General features: G+C 74.4%; 16 protein-coding genes. 5 read left to right on the plus strand and 11 right to left on the minus strand.

The genetic code is table 11. The features are described 5' to 3' along the window. Positions 1-49: 49 nt before the first annotated feature. Complete coding sequence (gene manA, locus PO879_RS12170) at positions 50-1282, plus strand: mannose-6-phosphate isomerase, class I (protein ID WP_278237527.1); 1233 nt, start codon at positions 50-52, stop codon at positions 1280-1282. Here the strand turns inward: manA (PO879_RS12170) and PO879_RS12175 are convergent. From PO879_RS12175 to PO879_RS12190, 4 genes are read right to left on the minus strand one after another with little or no spacing between them, the layout of a single operon-like run. After that, positions 1279-3294, minus strand: a complete 2016-nt coding sequence (locus PO879_RS12175; protein WP_278235153.1) for a CDP-glycerol glycerophosphotransferase family protein — start codon at positions 3292-3294, stop codon at positions 1279-1281. The genes manA (PO879_RS12170) and PO879_RS12175 overlap by 4 nt on opposite strands. Positions 3295-3340: 46 nt before the next feature. After that, positions 3341-4477, minus strand: coding sequence for a UDP-galactopyranose mutase (gene glf, locus PO879_RS12180; protein ID WP_278235154.1), 1137 nt, complete (start codon positions 4475-4477; stop codon positions 3341-3343). An 11-nt stretch (positions 4478-4488) separates the two neighbouring features. Further along, the gene (locus tag PO879_RS12185; RefSeq protein ID WP_278235155.1) at positions 4489-6348 is read right to left on the minus strand and encodes a glycosyltransferase; all 1860 of its coding nucleotides are present in this window, start codon (positions 6346-6348) and stop codon (positions 4489-4491) included. Positions 6349-6358: 10 nt separating this feature from the next. Next, on the minus strand, positions 6359-8182 hold the full coding sequence (locus PO879_RS12190) for a glycosyltransferase (RefSeq protein WP_278235156.1): 1824 nt from the start codon (positions 8180-8182) through the stop codon (positions 6359-6361). A 163-nt stretch (positions 8183-8345) separates the two neighbouring features. Here PO879_RS12190 and PO879_RS12195 point away from each other — a divergent pair, with 163 nt between their 5' ends. Next, a complete protein-coding gene (locus PO879_RS12195; protein ID WP_278235157.1) occupies positions 8346-9662 on the plus strand; it encodes a SpoIID/LytB domain-containing protein in 1317 nt (438 codons plus the stop codon). Positions 9663-9698: 36 nt separating this feature from the next. On the opposite strand, the gene PO879_RS12200 is transcribed toward PO879_RS12195, so the two are convergent. Together PO879_RS12200 and PO879_RS12205 are read right to left on the minus strand one after the other, a co-directional pair. Continuing rightward, a complete protein-coding gene (locus PO879_RS12200) occupies positions 9699-9896 on the minus strand; it encodes a hypothetical protein (protein WP_278237580.1) in 198 nt (65 codons plus the stop codon). Beyond that, entirely contained in the window at positions 9893-11320 is a 1428-nt protein-coding gene (locus tag PO879_RS12205; RefSeq protein ID WP_278235158.1) for a phosphomannomutase/phosphoglucomutase, read from the minus strand. The genes PO879_RS12200 and PO879_RS12205 overlap by 4 nt, the downstream gene beginning before the upstream one ends. Before the next feature lie 59 nt (positions 11321-11379). Here PO879_RS12205 and manA (PO879_RS12210) point away from each other — a divergent pair, with 59 nt between their 5' ends. Continuing rightward, positions 11380-12588, plus strand: a complete 1209-nt coding sequence (gene manA, locus PO879_RS12210) for a mannose-6-phosphate isomerase, class I (RefSeq protein ID WP_278235159.1) — start codon at positions 11380-11382, stop codon at positions 12586-12588. Positions 12589-12595: 7 nt separating this feature from the next. Here manA (PO879_RS12210) and PO879_RS12215 read toward each other — a convergent pair whose 3' ends face one another. After that, complete coding sequence (locus PO879_RS12215; RefSeq protein ID WP_278235160.1) at positions 12596-12988, minus strand: DUF3499 domain-containing protein; 393 nt, start codon at positions 12986-12988, stop codon at positions 12596-12598. 67 nt (positions 12989-13055) lie between these two features. Here PO879_RS12215 and PO879_RS12220 point away from each other — a divergent pair, with 67 nt between their 5' ends. Continuing rightward, complete coding sequence (locus PO879_RS12220; protein ID WP_278235161.1) at positions 13056-13487, plus strand: metallopeptidase family protein; 432 nt, start codon at positions 13056-13058, stop codon at positions 13485-13487. A 26-nt stretch (positions 13488-13513) separates the two neighbouring features. On the opposite strand, the gene PO879_RS12225 is transcribed toward PO879_RS12220, so the two are convergent. From PO879_RS12225 to PO879_RS12235, 3 genes are read right to left on the minus strand one after another with little or no spacing between them, the layout of a single operon-like run. Continuing rightward, positions 13514-15121 carry a DUF5719 family protein gene (locus PO879_RS12225; RefSeq protein WP_278235162.1) on the minus strand — a complete coding sequence of 536 codons (1608 nt, stop codon included), beginning with the start codon at positions 15119-15121 and terminating at the stop codon, positions 13514-13516. Beyond that, positions 15118-18381 carry a glycosyltransferase gene (locus PO879_RS12230; protein ID WP_278235163.1) on the minus strand — a complete coding sequence of 1088 codons (3264 nt, stop codon included), beginning with the start codon at positions 18379-18381 and terminating at the stop codon, positions 15118-15120. Before PO879_RS12230 ends, PO879_RS12225 begins: the two co-directional genes overlap by 4 nt. A gap of 48 nt (positions 18382-18429) precedes the next feature. Next, the gene (locus PO879_RS12235) at positions 18430-18768 is read right to left on the minus strand and encodes a WhiB family transcriptional regulator (RefSeq protein ID WP_278237528.1); all 339 of its coding nucleotides are present in this window, start codon (positions 18766-18768) and stop codon (positions 18430-18432) included. Between the two features lie 175 nt (positions 18769-18943). On the opposite strand from PO879_RS12235, the gene PO879_RS12240 reads away from it, so the two are divergent. Then, positions 18944-19672, plus strand: coding sequence for a TIGR03089 family protein (locus tag PO879_RS12240; protein ID WP_278235164.1), 729 nt, complete (start codon positions 18944-18946; stop codon positions 19670-19672). 22 nt (positions 19673-19694) lie between these two features. On the opposite strand, the gene PO879_RS12245 is transcribed toward PO879_RS12240, so the two are convergent. Next, positions 19695-21002: a UDP-glucose/GDP-mannose dehydrogenase family protein gene (locus tag PO879_RS12245; RefSeq protein ID WP_278235165.1), complete on the minus strand. Its 1308-nt coding sequence runs from the start codon at positions 21000-21002 to the stop codon at positions 19695-19697. Positions 21003-21012: the final 10 nt, after the last annotated feature.

Genomic DNA, 21012 nt, shown 5'->3' on the forward strand with positions numbered 1-21012 from the left:
CGACCGCCGGACGAATCGCCCCAGCATCGGAAAGGTCGATGACATGCTGATGAACACCTCACCAACGCAACGTTGCGATCTCGATGCTATCCATCTCCTCGACAATTCCGTGCGGGAGTACGACTGGGGATCGCACGACCACATCCAGCGCCTCCTCGGCCTCCCGGTGGACGGCCGACCGGCCGCCGAGCTGTGGCTCGGGGCGCACCCGGTCGCCCCGTCCCGGCTCACCGACGGCACTGCCCTGACCGAGCTCGTCGCGCGCGCACCCGAGGAGGTTCTCGGGCGCCGTACCTCCGACCGGTTCGGACCACGGCTGCCCTACCTGCTCAAGGTGCTGGCGGCACGACGCGCGCTCTCGCTCCAGGTGCACCCGCGACCGCACGCGGCGCGCGCCGGCTATCGCCGGGAGAACGCGGACGGCCTGGCCGCCTCCGACCCCGGGCGGTCCTTCCACGACGAGCAGCACAAGCCCGAGATGATCGTCGCGCTGACGCGGTTCGAGGGGCTGGCCGGCTTCCGCAGCCCCCGCACCGTCCTGGCGCTGCTCGAGGGCCTGGACGGTCGGCTGGTCGAGCAGGTCCGCGACGCCGTCCGGGGTACCCGGTCGGGGCCCGGCCTGCGTGCCGCGCTCGAGCACCTGGTCGCCTCCCGCGACGAGCCGACCTGTGCCCACGACGTCGCGACCACCGTGGCGTCCGTCCGGGCGAGGCTCGCCGCCGGCTCCCCCGACCCGCGGGCCGACGCCACGGTGCTCCGGCTCGACGAGGAGCACCCCGGCGACCCCGGTGCCGTCGCGTCGCTGCTGCTCAACCGCGTCTCGCTGGAACCGGGCGAGGCGATCTTCATCCCCGCCGGCGAGGTGCACGCGTACCTGTCCGGGGTCGGGGTCGAGATCATGGCGGCGTCGGACAACGTGCTGCGCGCGGGGCTGACGACGAAACACGTCGACGCCGACGCGCTGCTGGAGTGCGCCGCGTTCTCCCCTCGGCCCCCCGCACGGCCCGACACCGAGGTGACCGGTGCGCACTCGCTCGTGACCAGCTATCGCGCGCCCGTGAGCGAGTTCGCCCTGCTCACCGCGGACGTCCACCCGGGCGAACCCGTCGCGTTGCCGTCGGAGGGCCCGCGGATCGTGCTCGCGCTGGACGGCGAGCTGCAGCTGCTGACGGGGGCGGGCACCACGTCGCTGCGCCGGGGGCAGTCCTGCCTCGTCCCCGACGCTGCGGGCCAGGTCACCGCCGACGGCGACGGCCGGCTGGTGTGCGCCTGGGTGCCCTAGCGTCCCCGGCGACGAGCGGCACGGACCGAACGATAGGCCCGGTACGTGCTCCTGCGGTCATGGGCGGGAAAGACACGCAGCGCCCGCTCCCGATACGTCGGCTCCAGGGGGAACCCCTCGGCACTGGCGGTCGCGACGGCCGAGGCCAAGGCGTCCTCGTCGTACAGGACGGGCCCCGGCAGCTCGGCATCGAGATCAAGATGACTGCCGCCCGACCCGAAGAACCGGTCCCGGTCGAACTGGAAGTAGAAGGTCGGACGCTCCAGCAGCGCGAAGTCGAACGCGACCGACGAGTAGTCCGTCACCAGCGCCGCGTGCTCGCGCATCAGGTCCTGCACCGCGCGCTCCCCCTGGCGGTACACCTCGACGCCGGTGACGTCGAAGCCGTCCGCGAAGTGGCGCATGTTCGGGTGCAGGATGAACGAGACACGCTCACCTCGGTCGATCATCCCGCGGACCGCCGGATGATCGAAGAACGCCTGCCAGCGGACCCGGAACTCGCTGTCGTCGAACTGACGGCGGTTCCCGAGCCAGCTGCGCCAGGTCGGGATCACGAGCAGGCCCCGAGGGCGGGTCTCCGTCGGAGCGAGGAGCGCGTCGAAGCGCGGCAGGCCCGTGACCCGCACACGGTGTGCCTCGTATCCGAGGTCACCGACCACGATGTCCTTCTCGCGATCCGAGCTGACGTGCACCACGTCCGCGGCACGGACCCGACCGGAGCTTCCGTAGGTCGCGGCCATGTTCCTCATCCCGAGCACGCCGTGCCGGAGCATGACCTGGACTCCCGGAGCGGCCGCCTGCATCCGGGGATCGGACGTGGGCAGCAGGTAGTCGGCATGATGCGTGCCGACCAGCCGCGATGCGCACGCGGCGAGGTACACGTGCTCGACCGAGCCCCGTTCGACCACACGTCCGAAGGGCTCCACCCGCGACCGGTCGGGCGAGTCCGCGTCGATGACGTAGAAGGCGAGCCGCCACGGACGCCGGGTCCGGACCCAGCGGAAGAAGTGGTAGCCGTTGTCCTGAGCCTTGTACGGGACCTCGCCGATCAACCAGATGCCGAGGATCCTGCGGGCCGCCGCCGTCCACCAGGGCCGTCGGACGACGCGCTCGAGCGCGGCGTGCGCCCGCGGGGTGAACCGGTCCACCTGCAGGCCGAGACCGCCCGAGAGAAAGGCGAAGTGCGGGACCACGTGCAGCACCGTGGCGTCGACGACGACGGCGGACGGCTCGAGCGTCCCCTGCGCCACGTGCCGCTCGTTGAGGCGCACGGTCTGGACTCGCCCGCTGGTGTCGGTCAGCACCAGTCGGGCGTCCAGGCGGGTCTCGTCGGGACCCGACCGTGACAGGAGGTCCCTGAGGTCCAGGGCGCCCTCGACGCGGTGGACCACCGCCCCGTACCGACGCTCCGACGCGCTCCGGTCCGGCTCCGTCGCCAGGACCACGCCGGACTCCGCTGCGGTGCGGCGGGACGAGACCAGCAGCTCGACGTGCTCGAGCTCGCGGTCGAACGCCGCCACCGTCAGAGCGACGGCGAGCGTCGCGTCCTGGTGGGAGACCGTGCCGGCGTCGACGGCGAACCCCCGGGGGGCGACGGCGTCGTCCAGGACGAGGACGAGGTTCCCCTTGTCGTTCACGCGCAGGCGCACCGACCGGCCGTCGACGACGCACTCCGTCGACTCGACCTCGCGGAACGTGCGCGGGAAGCGGCCGAGACGCCGCACCCGAGGTTCGCCCGAGGGCGTCTCGACCTGCTGCCACAGGTCGACGACGGCGGCGTCCGGGTACGCGGCGACGAGGTCCGGCAGGGAGAGCTCGACCGTGTCACCCGTCGCGGCCCCGGTGGACGGGCTCCACCGGTCGACGGGCCGTCCGCGCAGGCCGGTGCCGACCGCCGTGGTGCGGGACGACGACTCGGGGCCGAAGGTCAGCCGCACCCGGTCCGGCAGGAGACCGACGGTGAGCGAGCGCCGCGGCCCGGACGTGACGTCGTGCTGCCGAGCGGCGTCCATCCCATCTCCTTCGTCTTCGGTCGGCGGGCCGGCCCGGCCGTCCCGACTACGACAGCCGATTGTCCACCATCGACAGCGCCGACCCGATGGCCATGTGCATGTCCAGGTACTGGTAGGTGCCGAGGCGTCCGCCGAAGTGCACGTCGGCCTCGCCGGCCATCAGCTCGCGGTAGCGCCGCAGGCGCTCACGGTCCTCGGGGGTGTTGACCGGGTAGTACGGCTCGTCCTGCCGCGCCGCGAAGCGGGAGTACTCCCGCATGATGACGGTGCGGTCGCCCGGGTAGTCGCGCTCCGGGTGGAAGTGCCGGAACTCGTGGATCCGCGTGTAGGGGACCTCGGCGTCGGCGTAGTTCATCACCGACGTGCCCTGGAAGTCGCCGACGTCGAGGACCTCGGTCTCGAAGTCGAGGGTGCGCCAGGACAGCTCGCCCTCGGCGTAGTCGAAGTACCGGTCGACGGGCCCGGTGTAGACCACGGGGACCTGCCCGACCACGGCGTCCTTGTGCACCGGCTGGGACGGGTCGAAGAAGTCCGTCGAGAGCCGGACCTCGATGTTCGGGTGGTCGGCCATGCGCTCGAGCCACGCCGTGTACCCGTCCACCGGCAGTCCCTGGTGCGGGTCGTTGAAGTAGCGGTTGTCGTAGGTGTACCGCACGGGCAGCCGCTTGATGATCGAGGCGGGCAGGTCGCGGGGATCCGTCTGCCACTGCTTGGCCGTGTACTCCCGGATGAACGCCTCGTACAGCGGTCGCCCGATCAGGCGGACGCCCTGCTCGTCGAGGTTCTCCGGCGTCCGGTCGCCGAGCTCGGCCGCCTGCTCCGCCAGGAGCGCCCGGGCCTCGGCGGGGCCGTACGCGGACCGGAAGAACTGGTTGATGGTGCCCAGGTTGATCGGCATCGGGAACACCTCCCCCCGGTGGGTGGTGTACACACGGTGCTCGTACGAGGTGAAGGACGTGAACCGGTTGACGTACTCCCACACCCGCTCGTTCGCGGTGTGGAACAGGTGGGCGCCGTAGCGGTGCACCTCGATGCCGGTGCTGGGCTCGGCCTCCGAGTACGCGTTGCCACCCAGGTGGTCCCGGCGGTCGATCATCAGCACCTTGCGCCCGGCCGCGGCCATCCGCTCGGCCACGGTCAGGCCGAAGAACCCGGTCCCGACGACGACGAGGTCGGCGTTCATGCGGTCATCTCCTACAGGTCGTCGGGGACGTAGCCGCCGCGGCGGCGGGTGTAGGTCCGGTAGCCCGCGGCGCGGACCCGCTCGGGGACCAGCCGGTACCCGGCCCGCACCAGGACGTTGCGCACCAGCTGCGGGGTGGACACGAACCCCTCGGAGTGCAGCGTCCGCTGCAGCGCCAGCTCCGAGGCGAGCAGCCGTCGTCCCCCGCGCCGGGCGTACGCGCCGGCGCCGACGCGGTACAGCACGAGCGGCTCGGTGATGTTCTGCGCGTGGGCACCCGCCGCCAGCATGCGGGCGAAGAGCAGGTAGTCCTCCATCAGGTCGAGGTGCTGGTAGCCCCCGACGGCGGCCACCGCGGAGCGCCGGTACACGACCGAGGGATGGTTGAAGGGGTCGCGGAACCGGGCCGCCTCGGCGATGCCGGCACCGGTGGGCGGCACCCGGACCAGGCCGCGGTCGTGCTCGTCCTCGTCGAACTCCCAGATGGCCGAGCCGACGATGTCGTACCCGGAGGACACCAGCGGCACCTGCTCGGCGAACCGCTCCGGCAGCGAGATGTCGTCGGCGTCCGCCCGCGCGACGATCTCGTGCGCGCACACGGCGAGCCCCTCCTCCAGGGCGCGCGCCAGTCCGAGGTTGTGCGGCAGCGGCACCACGGTCACCGGCACCTCGGTGAGCCCGGGCAGCCGCTCGAGCACGGCGGCCAGCTCCTCGCCGACGGGGCCGTCGCGGACCACGACGACCTCGTCCGGACGCAGCTCCTGGTCCTCGGTCACCGAGCGGAAGCCCCGCTCGAGGTGCGCCGCGTCGTCCCCCCGGTAGACCGGCAGCAGCACGGAGAACCGTCGGTCCTCCAGCGGCTCCCCGGCGACGAAGGACCCGGGGGCGGCCGCGATCCGGTTGACGTGGACCGGGGCCGGCGACGACGCCCCGGCCTCCAGCCGGGCGACCGTCAGGGCGGCCGGTCCGACGCCGGACAGGACCTCCGTGTCCGGTCGCGGTCCGCGGAACAGGCCGTGCCACAGACCCCGGGCACCGGCCGTGACGAGGGTCGAGCGGTCCCGCGAGCGCCAGAACGTCCGTGCCCAGCGCCGCAGAGTCGACCCGCCGTAGAGGATCCGCTCGCCGGCGCCCAGCGCGTCGGACCGGGTGAACATCCAGACCTTGTTGCGCACCTCGTAGTAGAAGCGCGGGCCGGGGTCGGCGTCGGTGGCACCCAGCTTCTTGGTGCGGTGCTCGACGACGCTCGCCGGGACGGAGAGACCCACGCGGTGCCGCAGCAGCCGGGCGGAGTACTCGAAGTCGTCGTTCCAGATGAAGTAGTCGGTGACCGGCAGACCGGCGCGGCGGACGGCCGCGGCGTCGATCAGCATGGACACGAAGGACATCGAGCGGACCGGGACCGCTCCGGCCTCGTGGGCGCGCGCCGCATCGGCCGGCGAGACGCCCGGGCGCGGGCGCGGGGTGTTCATCGGGTGGTCGGAGCCGTCGGTCCACACGACCCGGCTGCACAGCGTGACGACCTCGCCGTCGTAGGCGTCCCGCGCCGCGAGCAGCTCGGCCAGGGCCGTCGGGGTGGGGACGGTGTCGTCGTCCATCACCCACACGAGGTCCGCGCCGTGGTCGGTCACCGCCGTCGCGACGCCGACCGCGAAGCCGCCGGCGCCACCGGTGTTGCGCGCGAGCGGCACGACGCGGGGCTCCGTGGGGTGCTCACGGGCCACGGACAGCGCCTCGTCGGTCGACGCGTTGTCGACCACGACGACGTGGTCGACCGGACGGCTCTGGTCGCCGAGGGCGTCGAGCGCCTGGCCGAGCAACTCGGCCCGGTTGTACGACACGACGACGGCGACGACTACGGGGGCGGACATCCTCGACATCCTAAAGGTCCGGGTCCGGTGCCACGGTCGACCGCCACCGCTGCGGGGACGTGAGCCGGGGCGCAGCCGTCCGCCACCGACGCGCCAGGGAGCGCCAGCGCCACGTCAGTCGCGCGTGCTCGACGACGGCGGACCTCGCCAGCCGCCAGAAGGTCGCGCGGTCCCGACGCAGCCAGACCCCGCTGCGGCGGTCGGCGTCCAGCACGAGCACGGAGTCGTGCGCCGGCACCTCCCACCACGACGCCGACTCCCGGGCGAGCACGGTCGAGGGACGTTCTCGGGCGGCGTCGGGCAGCGGACGCAGGGTCCGGACGAGCCCGCGCAGGACGAACCGGCCCAGGGCCCACGGCCCCGTCGGCCGGCCCGTTCCGGCCGCGGCGACGTCCTGCGGGTCCTCGGCGACGGCGTCGAACACCGCGTCACCGGTCCGGTACCGCACGGTCTCCGGGTGCTCGGCACCCACGGCGCGCGCCCGACCCACGACGGTGCCGAGCTCGGCGTGCAGGCGCTCGGGGCCCTCGACGACCTCCTGCAGCGCCCGCAGGTGCAGGTCCACCGGGTAGTACCGCATCGCGAGGAGCAGCTTGAGGTCGGTGCCGAGCAGGGCGAGCGGGAGGAGGCGGGGGCCCGACGCGTGCAGCAGCGCCGTCACGACCCGGTTGCGCACGTGCAGGTAGGCCTGCCACTCCACGGAGTCGTCCTTCTCCGTCCAGGCCATGTGCCACAGGCAGGCCCCGGGCAGCGACACGGTCGGGTAGCCGGCCTCGCCGGCGCGGAGGCAGAACTCGGCGTCGTCCCACTTGAGGAAGAAGGGCATGCTCAGCCCGACGGTCCGCAGCACCTCGGCGGGGATGAGGCACATCCACCACCCGTTGAAGTCCGACGCGGCCCGCGGGTGCACCCACGGGGCCGTGCGCAGACCGCCGCCGAGGTCCTGCCACTGCTCGTCCATCCGGGGTGGTCCCCAGTTGAAGGTGCGCCGGTGGACCACCTCGCTGAACGAGTTGAGCACCGTCGGGCGCGCCAGGTCGAACATGTGCCCACCCACGATCACCGGCGACGCCGCCGCCCGGTGGAACCGTACGGCTCGCAGGAGGCACTCCGGCTCGACCTCGACGTCGTCGTCGCAGATCAGCACGGAGTCGGCCCCCGCGTCGAGCGTCTCGAGCATCCCGCGGGAGAAGCCGCCCGAGCCCCCGAGGTTCGGCTGGTCGACGACGTGCAGACGATCGCCCAGCCGGGCGGCCACCTCGGCGAACCCGTCCTGGGCGGAGACCTTCCGCGTCCCCTGGTCGACCACCTGGACCCGGACGTCCTCGTCGACGAGCTCCGCGCAGTCCGCGAGCGTGCGCAACGTGGCCAGGCAGTAGTCGGGCTTGTCCATCGTGGTGATCGAGACGACGACCTCGCCGGACCGACGCCGGTCCGCGTCGAGCCACCATGCCCCGGCCGAGATCTCCGCACCGCCCGCGCCGGCCTCCACCTCGAACCACAGCCAGCCGCCACCGGCCATCCCGGCCAGATCGACGTCGAGCGGCTCCCCGAGCAGACCACGGGTCACCTCGTGGGCCCGCCCCTCCTCGTCGGAGCGCAGGACGCGGACCTGACCCTGGCCGGTCACGTCGAGCGTGAGTCGAGCTCGCCGCGCGCCCGTCCACCGGACCCAGTACGCGGCAGGGAGACCGTTGAGGTACGCCGCCGTGGACTGCACCGTGCCGTCGGGGACCCGGAGCACGCCGTCGACGACGCGGCCCGGCCCCGGCGGCAGGCACAGCAGACGGCGCTCGGGGCTACCGGACAGGACCAGTCGCTGGGCAAGGAGCACGACGGGAGCCTACTGGGTGCTCGTCATTAACCGGCCGCCCGAGCAGGTGTCGACGACGTGCCGCTGCTCGCTCGTCGTCCTCGCTCCGGGGTGCTGCCCGCCACCGGTCCGGGGTGCTGCCCGCCACCGGCTGGTGCACCATGGTCGGAGGGGGTCTTTCGTGATGTCTTACCAAGCAGTCCGCCGACTGGCAGCAGCCGCACTCACCGGGTTCCTCGTCCTGGCCGGTGGTGCTGCGACGACGACGTCGGCGTCCGCGGCGAGCTACCCGGACGAGTTCACCGTCACGGGTTCCGGCTACGGCCACGGTGTGGGGATGAGCCAGTTCGGCGCCTACCAGCTCTCCCGCGAGGGCGCCGGGGGGATCAAGATCCTCAAGCACTACTACACCGGTGCCCGCGCCCCGTACACCACGACGCCGAAGCGCATCAGGGTCCAGGTCTACGGCCCCGACCCGTACGGATACTCGAGCTCGTCCTGGGGCGACGGCGGCCGCACGACCTGGGTCACCATCACCGGGGGTGACTGGAGGATCCGCAAGCCCGGCGTCGGCACCAAGGCGAAGGGCAGCGGCCCCGTCACGATGAAGGTGCGCATCGGCAACAAGGGGGCCGTGCGCGTGAAGGTCGACGGCCGGGTCTACAAGGGCGACATGATGCGCATCCAGTGGTCCGGCACGAGCTACTGGCGGACCCGGGGCGACCAGGCCGTCGCCACGATCGACGGTGCGCACGGGGCGTACCGGCACGGGCGGCTGACCATCGTCAACCGCGAGATGACCCCGAACATCACCCACGACGTCCTGCTGAACACCGAGTACCTGTACGGGATCGCCGAGATGCCGTCGTCGTGGGGCTTCTCGGGCGGGAAGTACGCGCTGCGGGCCCAGGCGATGACGGCGCGGTCCTACGCGATGGCCAAGCACGACGGGAAGCCGGACTGCCGCTGCCACCTCGTCGACGACGTGCGCGACCAGCACTACACCGGCTGGCTCAAGGAGAGCGAGGGGAGCGACGGCCGGTACGGCGCGCAGTGGGTCGCGGCCGTCGACAAGAACACCCGCGGCGCGCGGGAGGCGCGCGCCCTCCAGGTCGGAGGGGAGCCCGTCATCGCCCACTTCTTCTCCTCCAGCGGCGGACGGACGGCGAACTCCGAGGACGTGTGGTCCAGCGCGCTGTCCTACGAGCGCAGCGTGGACGACCCGGACAGCCTGCGCGCGCCGGGCAACTCCTACGCGTCATGGACCCGCACGATCACGCAGCAGGCCGCCCGCGACCTGTTCGACCTGAACAACGTCGCCTCCATCGAGGTGACGCGGACGTGGTCCAGCGGTCAGGTCCGCACGCTGCAGGGCACGCAACCGAACGGGCGCACCGCCACGATCAGCGGCAAGGCGGACCAGATGCGTCACTGGATCGGCCGGGCGACCGAACGCGGCAGCATGCCCGCGGCCTGGATCACGGACGTTCAGGGGAGCTGAGGCGACTCGCGAGGCACCTGCGGGCCGCCTCGGTCGTCAGAGCGCCCGTGCCTCGGTCTCGAGCAGCACCGGGATCCCGTCGCGGACCGGGTAGGCCAGCGGCCGCTCCGGGTCGGTCGAGCGCAGCTCCGGGGCGCCCTCGGGGCCGACGGCGTCGACCAGCTCGGCACCGGTGACCGGGCAGCGCAGCACGCTGCGCACCCACGGGTCCATCGGGGGGGTCGGGTCGCTCACAGGTCCTCCTCGTGCACGAGGGACAGCACGTCGTCGCGCAGCTTGGTCATGATGTCGTGGTCGGCGGCCTCGACGTTGAGGCGCAGCAGGGGTTCGGTGTTGGACGCGCGCAGGTTGAACCACCACTTGGGGTGCTGGTCGTCCCAGTGCGTGACGGTCAGGCCGTCGAGGGTGTCCACGACCGCCTCGGGGTAGGCGCGTTCGTAGGTGGTGCGCACGCGCTCCACGGTCGCGCCGGGGTCGGTGACGGTCGAGTTGATCTCGCCCGAGGCGCTGTACGGCGTGTACATGTCGGACAGCGCGCTGGCGGGGTGGGGCTGGCCGCCGAGCGCGGCCAGCACGTGCAGCGCGGCGAGCATGCCGGTGTCGGCGAACCAGAAGTCGCGGAAGTAGTAGTGCGCCGAGTGCTCCCCGCCGAAGACGGCCTCGTGGTCGGCCATGGTCTGCTTGATGAAGGAGTGGCCCACGCGGGTGCGCACCACGGTGGCGGACTCACCGAGCAGGTCGGTCACCGCCCGGGAGGTGATGAGGTTCGCGATGACCGTCGCCGGCCGGCCGGCGGCCTGCTCGCGGGCGATCTCGCGCATCCCCACCAGCGCGGTGATCGCCGACGGGGACACCGCCGCGCCCGTCTCGTCGACCACGAAGCAGCGGTCGGCGTCGCCGTCGAAGGCGAGCCCGAGGTCGGCGCCGTGGGAGACCACCGCGCGCTGCAGGTCGCGCAGGTTCTCCGGCTCCAGGGGGTTGGCCTCGTGGTGCGGGAACGTGCCGTCCAGCTCGAAGTACAGCGGCACGACCTCGACGGGAACGGCCGGCAGTCCCGCCGCCTCGCCCAGCACCGCCGGGACAGTCAGCCCGGCCATGCCGTTCCCGGCGTCCACGACGACCTTCAGCGGCCGGACCGCCGACAGGTCCACCAGGGAACGCAGGAACCCCGCGTAGTCGCCCAGCACGTTCTGCTCGACCACGTGGCCCGGCGTGGCGGCCACGTCCGGCTCGGAACCGTCCAGGATCTCCTGGGCCCGGTCGCGCACCTGCGCCAGGCCCGTGTCCTGGCCCACCGGCCGCGCCCCGGCCCGGCACAGCTTCAGCCCGTTGTACTCCGCCGGGTTGTGCGAGGCGGTGAACATCACCCCGGGCGCCTCCAGGCTGCCCGAGGCGAAGTACAACCCGTCGGTCGAGCACAGCCCGACGTCGACGACGTCCACGCCCCGACTCGTCAGACCCGCCGCGAGCTCCCGCGCCAGCGCCGGACCCGAGTCCCGCATGTCCCGGCCGACCACCACCCGCGACGCCCCCTCGCGCAGCGCCACGACCTCCGCGAACGCCACGCCCAGCGCCCACGCCACCCGCGGCGACAGCTCGGCCGGGACCAGGCCACGCACGTCGTAGGCCTTCACGATCTTCGCCAGGTTCGTCGTCACCCACCCACCCTACGGCGCGCACCCGGAACGGTCGGCACGAGTGTGGTTGGCTGGGCGTCGTGGCCGCGCTGCACCCGCTCGAGAACCCCCTGAGGAGGTACGACTGGGGGTCGCCGACACGTATCCCCGCACTCCTGGGCCTGCCCGCGGACGGCCGTCCCGTCGCCGAGCTCTGGCTGGGAGCGCACCGCAGCGCACCCAGCACCTCGGCGGGCGTCCCGCTGCACGAGATCGTGCGTGCCGACCCCGTCGGCGTCCTGGGCGAACGGGTCGCCGACCGGTTCGGTCCCCGGCTGCCCTACCTGCTCAAGGTGCTGGCCGCCGACCGGTCGCTGTCGCTGCAGGTCCATCCCCGGCCGCACCTGGCCCGCGCGGGCTTCCACCGGGAGAACCGGCTCGGCATCCCGGCCGGCTCGCCCGAGCGGTCCTTCCACGACGACCAGCACAAGCCGGAGATGGTGGTCGCGCTCACCGAGTTCGAGGGGCTCGCGGGTTTCCGCACGCCCCGCAGCGCCCTCGCGCTCCTGGACGGGCTCGAGGGCCCGATCGTCGACGCGGTGCGCGCGGAGCTGCGGGCCGACCGCTCGGAGCGGGGGGTCCGCGCCGCGTTCCGGACGCTGCTGGCGTCCCGGGACTCGACGTCGTGCCCGGAGTCCGTCGAGAAGGCGGTCGCCGACGTTCGTGCCCGGCTGGGGCCCGGGTCCCCGTCCCAGCGGGCCGACGCCACCGTGCTGGCGCTGGCGCAGGAGCATCCCGGCGACCCGGGTGTCATCGCCTCGCTGCTGCTCAACCGGGTCACCCTCGACCCGGGCGACGCCCTGTTCCTGCCACCCGGCGAGGTGCACGCCTACCTCGGCGGGACGGCCGTCGAGGTGATGGCGTCCAGCGACAACGTGCTCCGCGCCGGGCTGACCAGCAAGCACGTCGACGTCGAGGCCTTGCTGGAGTGCGCCTCGTTCGCGCCGCGGCGCCCGGCGACCCCCGAGATCACCACGACGGGCACGCGGGGGCACGTGACGACGTACCGCGCCCCGGTACCGGAGTTCGCCCTGACGGTCGCCGACGTCGACCCGTCGGGACCGGTCGACCTGCCGGACGCCGGGCCGCGGATCGTGCTGTGCCTGGACGGCGCGGTCACGCTCACGGCGGAGCACTGCGACACCGGGCCGGCCGACCTGCCCCGGGGGTCGTCGGTCTTCGTCCCGCACGACGCCGGCAGCCTCGCGGTCGCCGGGTCGGGGCACGTCGTCTGCGCGTGGGTGCCCTGACCGGACCTCAGACGCCCGCGGCGGGCCCGCCGTCGGACTCGGCGCGCAGCACGCGGAGGTGCCCGCGGCGCGCCGTCTCGGTGACGCTGGCGGGTTCGGCCGGTGCCGGACGCTGCGTCACCCGCCCCCCGCGCCCCGCCTCGCGGACCGCCTCGGCGAGCGCCGACAGGTCGTCCTTGGAAGGGGCCGGCGTCTCGAACTCCGGCTGCAGCCGCACCACCTCCCAGCCGCGCGGCGCCGTGAGGCGCTCCGCGTGCTGGGCGCACAGGTCGTAGCTGTGCGGTTCGGCGCGCTGCGCCAGCGGCCCCAGCACCGCGGTCGAGTCCGCGTACACGTAGGTGAGGGTTGCCACCGCCGCCTGCGTGCATGCCGTCCGCGAGCACTGCCTGACCGATCTCACGCAGGGAGAATACGTGTCGCGCGGGGACCTGGGCTCCAGGCGCGCCGGGACTGGATACCCTCGGATCGTGAACGACGCCGCACCGCACCACGGCCTCCGTCGCCGCGACCGCCGTGGGCGAGGGCTGCGCGGCCCTCTGGTGCCCCCGGGCCTGCCGGGGCACCGCACGCGCGCCGAGCGGTTCGACGACACCGTGCTGGCGGCGGTCGAGTCGATCGAGCGTCGGTGGCCGGCGGTGGGCCGGGCCGAGTTCGGCGTCGAGGACGTGCCCCCGTCGGACCCCGCGCCCTGGGAGTCGAGGGGCGTCCCGCTGGGGCGGCTCTTCCCGGCCGAGGCCGGTCAGCCGGCCCGCGTCGTCGTCTACCGCCGACCGGTGGAGACCCGCGCCGTCGACCCGGAGGACCTCGCCGACCTGGTCCACGAGGTCGTGGTGGAGCAGGTCGCGCACCTGCTGGCCCGGACGCCGGAGGAGATCGACCCGCGGTTCGGCGACCGCTGAGGTTCCTGGGTCGCCGTCGGAGCGCGTCACGGCGCGTCGACGCGGCGGACCTCCTCGACGCCGTCCGTCTCGGCGGCCGACGTGGGGTCCAGGGTCGCCACGAGCGTCCCGTCCGTGCCGGTCCCGTCGGAGGCCGTGAGCCGGACCGACCAGAGCACCCGCGCCGCGGCGCCGCCCGCGCCGTCCGTGGCCGGGTCGACGAACACCGCCGTCGCGGCGCCGACGTCGGCCGCCGGGACCTCGACGGTCCCCCCGACCGGGACGTCGACCTGCTGCTCCCCCGCGACGCCGCCGTCCGTGTCGACGCCCCGCAGCCGCACCGCCACGGTCCCGTCGAGGTCCGCGTCCTCGGAGCGGTCCGTCGGCACGGCGGAGAGCACGACCGTGGCCTCCTCGGCCACCGCCGGCAGGGCCACCTGGCCGGCACCGGCCGGCTCGTCCGCCAGGACCTGGCCGGCGTTCCAGGCGAGGTCGTACGGGGTGCCGTCCACCACGGAGTCCTCGGGCTGCTCCCCCGGCAGCGCGAAGCGGGCCGCACCGACCACGGGTACGTCCGCGTCGACGACGACCGTGTAGGTGCCGGGGTCGAGCCCGCCCAGGGGCACGGTGGTCACGGCGCCCGCCCCCAGGTCGACGATGTCCGCGCCGCGCAGCGTCACCCGGCCCTGCGGACCGTAGACGCTCACCCGGGCCGTCCCGGACCGGTCGTCGGGGGCGAGCAGCCACAGCTCCGCGGCCTGGTCCTCGAGGGGCGCCTCGCCGCGGCTGACGACACCGCTGAACGCCACGGTCCGTGACGGCGGAGCCCCCGGTTCGAGCAGGTCCGTGCCCGCCGGGACGAGCCCGTCGATCCCCTGGGTCTGCCAGGAGGCGGTGACGCGGGCGCCGGCGGCGCTGACGCGCACCGCGAGACGACGCTGCTCCGGCGCCAGGGAGTCGAGACGCAGCACCTCCTGCTCACCGGGCGCCACGGTGAACGCGCCCCGTCCGCCGATGGACACCGGGCCGTTCGGCCCGTGCACCGCGAGGCCGACCGTCGCCGGGGACTCGCTGGGGTTCTGGACCGTCAGCACGGCGGTACGCCCGACCTGGCTGCCGCCGCCGACCAGCCAGTGCTCGGTGGCGGGGGCGCGGCACGAGGCGGCCGCCAGCCCGCGCAGGTCGCCGGCGGCCGTGCTGGACGCGAGGGCTCCCGCGAGACGCAGCGCCGACCCGGCGCGGGGGTCGGCGAGCAGGACCCGGGTCCCGGAGACCTCCCGGGTCAGCACGTCGAGGTCCGGCCCCGCCGTCAGGCCGGTGCCCCGGCTGCCGTCCAGCCGCGCGAGCACGGGGTCGCCGGCCGCTCCGCCCACGACCGCGGCCGCGGCGGTGCGCGTCTCGACGGGTGCCGCACCGAACTGGTCGTCCCCCACGTCCGAGCCCTCGGGCAGGCGGGCCGGTCGCGGGCAGACGTACGTCGAGGTCGGCGGGTCGACCTCGACCTGGCGCGTGGTCGCGGCGACCGCCGTCGACTCGGGGGCGGTGAATCGTTGCGCCCACTGCTCCCCGACGGCCGCCGTGGCGACGAGCGCCGCGGCGACGGCGGTGCCGGACGTCACGAGGGCGATCCGGCGCACGGTCCGGCGGCCCCTCATCGGTGCCTCCGTCGCGACAGCGGCAGCGCCAGCAGCACGTAGACGACGAGCACGAGCCCCGTCAGCGCGAACCACGGCGGGCGCGACGGCGCGGCGTACTCGACGTGCACGTCGCCGGCCTGGGCCCCGAGCCGGAACGCCTGGCGCCCGTCCAGGGCGGTGGCGGGGAGCCGACGGCCGTCGAGCGTGGCGCGCCAGCCCGCCCCCTCGCTCTCGGCCAGCACCAGCATCCGGTCCTGCTCGCCGGTGCCGACGGTGTCGTCCACGGTGCGGCCGTCGCCGGAGAGGGTGCGCACCGCCGCGCCCGCCTGCCCGTCGTCGGGTGCCCGGCGCAGGACCGTCGCCCAGGCGGGCGCCGGCCCGTCGGGGTCGACCCGCCACAGCAGCACGGAGCTCTCGGTGACCCGGGTCAGGCCGGGGACCAGGTCGAGGGTGGTGACGAGCTCGGTGTCACCGTCGGCCGGCATCTGGACGGCACCGACCCCGAGAGCGGTGAGCCGGGTGGTCAGGTCGGGGCTGCGCCCGGCCGCCACCTGGGCGGTCAGCTCGTCGAGGGCGGCGACGTCGGCCCGCGCGCCGCCGGGCGCGAGGCCCGCCTCGCGTGCGCGGACCACCGTGGAGGAGTCGAGCACGCTCGACCCGTCGCGGCGCAGCAGCGTGTACTCGACCACGCCGTCGACCCGGTCGAGCTGGAGCACGCGGGCGGCCTGGGGTGCGGACTGGAGCTGACGGCCGACGGCGGGCACCACCGCGGTGTCGTCGACCCGGAGGTCGCCGACGGCGTGGCCGCGCCCGTCGGCGTACCACCAGGCACCGAGCCCGAGCACCGGTACGAGCAGGGCGACGGCGGCCAGCGCCCCGGCCGCCACGCGCAGCGCGCGTCGGGTGCCGGGCGCCGGGACCGCGGCCAGGGCCGCGACCCCGAGCCCGAGGAGCAGCACCGACAGTCCCGGCGCGGGCCAGCCGTGGACGGGTCCGCCGGCGCTGTCGGCCGCCACCACGGTGCCCTCGGCCACGAGCGCCAGGACCAGACCGAGGGCGGCCAGGCCGACGCCGAGCCGCGCCGCGAGGGGGCGGCGGCCCAGGACGAGACCGGCGACCGCGAGGACCGTCAGCGCGGCCCCGAGGATCCACGGACCGGCGTCGAGCACGGGGCCCGTCGGCAGGTCCAGGCCGGCCAGCCACGGCTGCGGCGTGGTCGCGTGGCCGAGCAGCAGGGTGATGCCGTCGACGTCCGCTCCCCCGACGGGAGCCCCGGGGGTGGCCAGCAGAGGTCGCCACCCTCCCGCGGTCCAGGTCGCGGCGGCGTGCCACCAGTACGGCAGCGCGACGACGACGGCGGGGCCGAGCACGACCAGCACCCGACGCCAGTGCCGGGGGACGACGGCGAGCCCGACCGCCCCGGCCAGGAGGGCGACGGACGCGAGCGCGGGGGCGGCGGCGACCACGACGGCCAGCAGCAGGCCGGCGGCCGCGGCCGCGCCCAGGGAGCCGCGGGAGCCGCGGGGACCGACCGTGGGCCCGACGTCGTCGCGCGCCTGGTGGCCGACGGCCCGCAGCGCGGCGAGCAGCAGCCAGGGCAGGGCGAGATGGGCCACGACGGCACCCAACCGGCCCGTGGTCAGGGACTCCAGGAACCCGGGCCAGGCCGTCCACACCAGGGCCGCGGCCAGGCGGGCCCAGACCGACCGGGACACGGCGCCGGCACCGAACCAGGCACCGACCGCGGCCAGCGGCAGGGCGGCCAGGACGAGCGCGTTCACCGCCGTCTGCGCCGCGCCCCCGGCCAGCGCGGTCAGGACCGTCAGCACGCCGAGCCACGGGTCCGCGGGCGCGCCGGTGCCGAGCCCGTCGTGGACCCATCCGGAGGTGGCGGCGTCGGCCACCTCGGCGAACGAGGCGGGGGCGGGCAGGAGCGCGCCCCCGACCACCCGCCCGCCGTCGGCGAGAACTCCCTGCCAGGGGCCGAAGGTCACCAGGGCGAGCAGGACGGTGGCCGTCAGCACGACGGCGAGGCCGGCGCGGCGCCGGCGGGCCAGAGCGTGCAGCTCGGCGCGCTCGAGATCGGTCAGGGACCGGCGTGAGCGGTGGGTCTCGGCCCGCGTGAGGCGGGCGTCGCGACGTCGGGCGGCGACGTCGCGCCAGCCTGCCTGCAGGGGGCGCAGGACGCGCCGCGGCATCGCGCGGGTGCGCGCGGCCCGCCGTCGGCCGCGGACGAGCGGCACCACCCGCAGCACCGTGACCACGGGGGCGACGAGCTCGTCGCGCGCCTCGGCCGGACGCGTCAGCGCCAACCGGTAGGCCGCGGCGACGGGCGCCCACACGATCAGGGCGACCAGCGCCAGCGGCAGCAGGGGCAGCGGGACGGTGACGAGCCGGGCGTAGAGCTGGCTGCGCCGGCGGGCGTAGGCGGAGGCGTCCCGGCTGCCGCGGGTGCGGTGGCTCCGGGGCCCGCGCAGTCCGCGCAGGGAGGCCTGCGCGTGGTGGACGACGGCGTCGGGCACGACGACGACGCGATGTCCGGCCAGCCGGGCGCGCCGGCACAGGTCGAGGCTGTCGCCGAACCGGCCCAGCTCGGGGTCGGTGCCGTCGAGCTCGCTCCACGCGGACCGCCGCACCAGCGCGCCGGCCAGCCCGACGGCCAGCACGTCCTCGCGGGCGTCGTGCTGGCCCTGGTCGATCTCCGAGTCGTCGATGCCCGTCATCCGCCGCCCGAGCGGCGAGACGGTGTACCCGACCTCGACGAGCAGCCCGGGACGGTCGGGGTCGGGGGTGAGGGGGTTCCCGTCCTCGTCGAGGGGCCAGCGGCGCTGCTTGCAGCCCGCGACCGCCACCGCCGCGGAGTGCTCCACGGCCCGCAGCAGCGCGGCGAGCGCGTCCGGCGCCGGTGCGGAGTCGTCGTGCAGGATCCACAGCCAGGTCGTGTCCTCGAGCCCCAGCGTGGTCAGCGCGTGGTCGACGGCCTCGCCGAGGGTGCGGGACCCGGCGGCGCCGACGAAGTGCCGGTCCCCGAGCCGCAGGTCGGGGTGCTGGCCGGTGGAGGAGGCGGCGTCGACGTCGACGACGACCACGTCCTGCGGCGCGCGGACCTGGGCGGCGACGGCGTCGAGGGTGTCCGGCAGGAACGGTGTCCGTCCGCGGGTGACGACCACGGCCGCCACCGTCACGGACTGCCGTGCGGGCACGCCCGTGACCGGGTCCGGGGCCACGTCGTGGACGTCAGCCCCGTCCGGCGTCCGGGTCAGGTGCGGTGCAGTCATCCTGAGCGCCATGATGCGGCGCCCGGACGTCCTCGGCGGGGATTTGGCTCAGACGGCGCGCCGCTTGAGCTTTCGCCGTTCCCGCTCGGACAACCCGCCCCAGATCCCGAAACGCTCGTCGTTCTCCAGCGCGTAGTCGAGGCATTCCGACCGGACCTCGCAGGAGGCGCAGACCTTCTTGGCCTCGCGCGTGGACCCGCCCTTCTCCGGGAAGAAGGCCTCCGGGTCGGTCTGGGCGCACAGGGCTCGCTCCTGCCACCCCAACAGGGTCTCGTCCTCGGCGACGATCTCCTGGCCGAAGAGCGGAAGGACCGGAGCGACCCGGTCCGGTTCCTGACGGACGTCAGACGGGAAGGCCCCCTGGTCCCCGTCGAGCAAATTCCACATGGCGTGCCCCTCCATGCCGTTCTCGAGGAAACTGCATACCTGGAATTACACGCGTGTCATGACGGGGCGTCAAGCCGAAATGTGCTAGGCAGCACAATTCCACGACCTGTTCACCCGTGTCTGAGGCAACGTTGAGGTACCTCTGAGGTTGCTGGGTGCCTCGTAGGGTGACGGGGTGAGCACCCCACCCACCACCGTGACCGGCCTCCTCGCCCGACTCGCCGCGCTCGGCGGACGCCCCGCCCTGACGTGGTACGGCGACGACGGCGAACGGATCGAGCTGTCCGGCGCCGTCCTCGACAACTGGGTCGCCAAGACCGTCAACCTCCTCGCCGAGGAGTTCGACACCGAGCCCGGCAGCACCGTCGTCGTCGACCTGCCCGTCGGGTGGCGCCAGCTCGTCTGGGCGCTGGCCGCCGCGCGGTGCGGGGCCGGGGTCGTCCTGCTGGACCCGACGACGGACCCGCCCGGGCACGCGGCGGCGGACGTCGTGGTGACCTCCCGCCCGCTCCGGTGGCCGGACGTCGACGAGATCGTCGCCGTCGCGCTGCCCGCGCTGGCCCGCCGGTTCGACGGCGAGCTGCCCGACGGCGCGATCGACGCGGCGGCGGCGGTGATGACCTACGGCGACGCCATCGGCCTCGACCCGGCCCCCGGTGCCGCGACACCCCTGACCCTGCTGACGGGGGACGGCGGTCCGTCGGCGTCGACGGACGCGGACGCGGCGGGTCGTGTCCTGGTCCGGGGCACGGGCACGGTGGCGCAGGTCCTGTCCGCGTGCGTCGCCGTGTGGTCCGCCGGCGGGTCGGTCGTGCTCACCTCCGCCGCGACGGCGGCCGTCCTGGACGCCGAGCCGGCGCGCCAGGAGCGGCTCGTCGCCACGGAGCAGATCACGCGGCCCTGACCCGGTCGACACCGGGCAGCGCTCACCTCCGGCCGAGGGCGCGGTAGGTCCAGCCGGCGGTGAGCCACGTGTCGCGGTCCAGGGCGTTGCGCCCGTCGAGGACGTGCGCCTGCGCGACGAGGTCACCGGCCCAGTGCGGGTCGAGGTCCTTGTAGTGCTGCCACTCGGTCAGGACCAGGACGGCGTCGGCTCCGGTCAGCGCGGTCTCCAGGTCGGGCTCGTAGCGCAGCGCGGGGGCCTTGCGGCGGGCGTTGTCGATGGCTTGGGGGTCGTGCACCACCACGTCCGCGCCGGCCTCGCCGAGGCGGGCGGCCACGTCCAGGGCCGGGGAGTCACGCACGTCGTCGCTGTTCGGCTTGAACGCCGCCCCCAGCACCGTCACCCGCTTGCCCGTGACCTCCCCGTCCAGGACCTGACCGGTCAGCTCGACCATGCGGTGCCGGCGCCGGGTGTTGATCTCGTCGACCTCCCCCAGGAACGCCACCGCCTCCCCGGCACCGAGCTCGTCCGCGCGGGCCATGAACGCCCGGATGTCCTTCGGCAGACAGCCACCGCCGAACCCGAGACCGGCGTTGAGGAACTTGCGCCCGATGCGCTCGTCGAACCCGATCGCGTCGGCCAGCCGGGTCACGTCACCCCCGGCGACCTCGCACAGCTCGGCCATCGCGTTGATGAACGAGATCTTCGTGGCCAGGAACGAGTTCGCCGCCACCTTGACCAGCTCCGCGGTCGCGTAGTCCGTGACCACCTGCGCGATCCCCTCGGACAGCGGGGTCGCGTACACCTCGTCCAGCACCCCCGCCGCGCGCACCCCGGCCTCGCCGTCCGGCACGCCGTACACGATCCGGTCCGGATGCAGGGTGTCCTTCACCGCGAAGCCCTCGCGCAAGAACTCCGGGTTCCACACCAGCGTCGCGCCCGCCGCCTCGACCTGGGCGGCCAGCCGCGCCGCGGTCCCCACCGGCACGGTGGACTTGCCCACCACCACATCACCCGGGGCCAGGTGGGGCACCAGACCCGACACCGCCAGCTCCACGTACGTCAGGTCCGCGGCATAGCCGTCCGCACGCTGCGGGGTGCCCACACACACGAAGTGCACCCCGGCACCCTCGACCGCCGCCGTCTCCGTCGTCACCGACAACCGACCCGTGCCCCCCACCTGCGACAACAGCTCGTCGAACCCCGGCTCGAAGAACGGCGCCCGCCCCGACGCCAACGACTCCACCCGCGCCTCGTCCACGTCGACACCCACGACCCGGTGCCCCAGCGCGGCCATCGACGCCGCATGCACCGCGCCCAGATACCCCAGCCCCACCACGGAGATCCACATGATCGCGAGT

Origin of the sequence: Isoptericola sp. AK164 (assembly GCF_029643425.1) — a bacterium.
GTDB lineage: Bacteria > Actinomycetota > Actinomycetes > Actinomycetales > Cellulomonadaceae > Isoptericola > Isoptericola haloaureus.

Bases quoted from the DNA above. Each gene is read 5' to 3' on its own strand.
- manA (WP_278237527.1), top strand. From the start codon at position 50: ATGAACACCTCACCAACGCAACGTTGCGATCTCGATGCTATCCATCTC.
- PO879_RS12175 (WP_278235153.1), bottom strand. From the start codon at position 3,294: ATGGACGCCGCTCGGCAGCACGACGTCACGTCCGGGCCGCGGCGCTCG.
- glf (WP_278235154.1), bottom strand. From the start codon at position 4,477: ATGAACGCCGACCTCGTCGTCGTCGGGACCGGGTTCTTCGGCCTGACC.
- PO879_RS12185 (WP_278235155.1), bottom strand. From the start codon at position 6,348: ATGTCCGCCCCCGTAGTCGTCGCCGTCGTCGTGTCGTACAACCGGGCC.
- PO879_RS12195 (WP_278235157.1), top strand. From the start codon at position 8,346: ATGTCTTACCAAGCAGTCCGCCGACTGGCAGCAGCCGCACTCACCGGG.
- PO879_RS12225 (WP_278235162.1), bottom strand. From the start codon at position 15,121: ATGAGGGGCCGCCGGACCGTGCGCCGGATCGCCCTCGTGACGTCCGGC.
- PO879_RS12230 (WP_278235163.1), bottom strand. From the start codon at position 18,381: ATGACTGCACCGCACCTGACCCGGACGCCGGACGGGGCTGACGTCCAC.
- PO879_RS12235 (WP_278237528.1), bottom strand. From the start codon at position 18,768: ATGTGGAATTTGCTCGACGGGGACCAGGGGGCCTTCCCGTCTGACGTC.
- PO879_RS12245 (WP_278235165.1), bottom strand. From the start codon at position 21,002: ATGTGGATCTCCGTGGTGGGGCTGGGGTATCTGGGCGCGGTGCATGCG.